A 1,096-nucleotide genomic window follows, 5' to 3' on the forward strand; every position below is an offset into this window, starting at 1 on the left:
ACGCATCAGCGGCAAACCTACTGGTGGGGTGACCCGCCGGTAACCTAGCTCGGTGCCAGGCTCACCTCTGCCCCCCCCACCACCCAAGGGGGGGCTAGTCTTTCCATAACTTTAGGGCGCCTGCACAGGTGGCGGGTTGTTGCGCAAGAAGGGCTGTACAGCCAGAAATCCCAGTCCGAAAGAACCAACCACCAAAAGGACTGCGGCGGCCATCCAAAGCACGGGAGATCCCTGGGATCCGTGATGTTGCTCCCGTACCCGCTGGTAGATGCCGCTGGGATGGGAAAAGGAGTCTGCCTCGCCAAGATAGGGATCTGAGCCGACTGGATCTTGCATCAACTCGTCCAGGGAAGGAACCTGATACCCGGTGCGGGGGTTATCTTGGCGCAGGCAGGTGGAAGGTGGAGAGCGGCGGAGAGAGTCCAAGGTCGGCGAGGCAAAGCTATTGGACGAGAAGGAGGAGGTCTCGCTGCGGGCCTGGCGGCGCTTGAGGCGATTCAAAAAATCGTAGCTGGGGGGAGTTTCCGGTTGGCTGGGATCGGCAATCGAACTGTCCTGCTGGAAAGATGCTCCAGAAACCCCAGTGGCATCAGCAAGCTGTAGGCTGATTTGCTGTAGGCGCTTCAGGGCCTGGCCCAACTGCCCCTGGAACTCTTGGCCGATGGCGGCAATCTCTCCAGACAACTGCTGATGCAAAGCGCGCAGGCGCTGGTTTTCGGAGGAGAGCCGACTCACCTGCTGACGGGCGGCCTCCAACTCTTCGGCCACTTGTTGATATGCTTGCATCGGTACGACTCCTGGCCCCGTCTCTCTTGGGGCAGGGGAGCGAAAGCCGCTGCGAGGCAAACCACCGAGGTTGCCGTTGCGAGTGCCAGAGGGGGTAGAACCCCGAAAATCGTATTGCATAAGTTGGGATTGACTTGAAAAGACAGAGGGCTGAGACACACGGGGGCTCTTTAGGGGTAGTGCTGAACATCGATAGTCTGAGGATGTGCAGCGCTAGGGTTAGTGTGAGCAGCGATTGCTACCCCAAGCATACCGCTAAGCCTTTGCAATGGGCGACCTCTTACAGCAATTTTTCTCACCCATAAGCGCC

General features: G+C 58.9%; 1 protein-coding gene. It reads right to left on the reverse strand.

The features are described 5' to 3' along the window. Positions 1 to 111 precede the first annotated feature (111 nt). Positions 112 to 786 carry a hypothetical protein gene (locus tag NW857_RS13130; RefSeq protein WP_414369237.1) on the reverse strand — a complete coding sequence of 225 codons (675 nt, stop codon included), beginning with the start codon at positions 784 to 786 and terminating at the stop codon, positions 112 to 114. Positions 787 to 1,096 lie beyond the last annotated feature (310 nt).

It is taken from the genome of Synechococcus sp. H55.9 (assembly GCF_047462355.1).
Taxonomy (GTDB): Bacteria; Cyanobacteriota; Cyanobacteriia; order Thermostichales; family Thermostichaceae; genus Thermostichus.

Excerpts from the sequence above, each read along its gene's own strand:
- NW857_RS13130 (WP_414369237.1), bottom strand. The coding sequence starts at position 786 with ATGCAAGCATATCAACAAGTGGCCGAAGAGTTGGAGGCCGCCCGTCAG.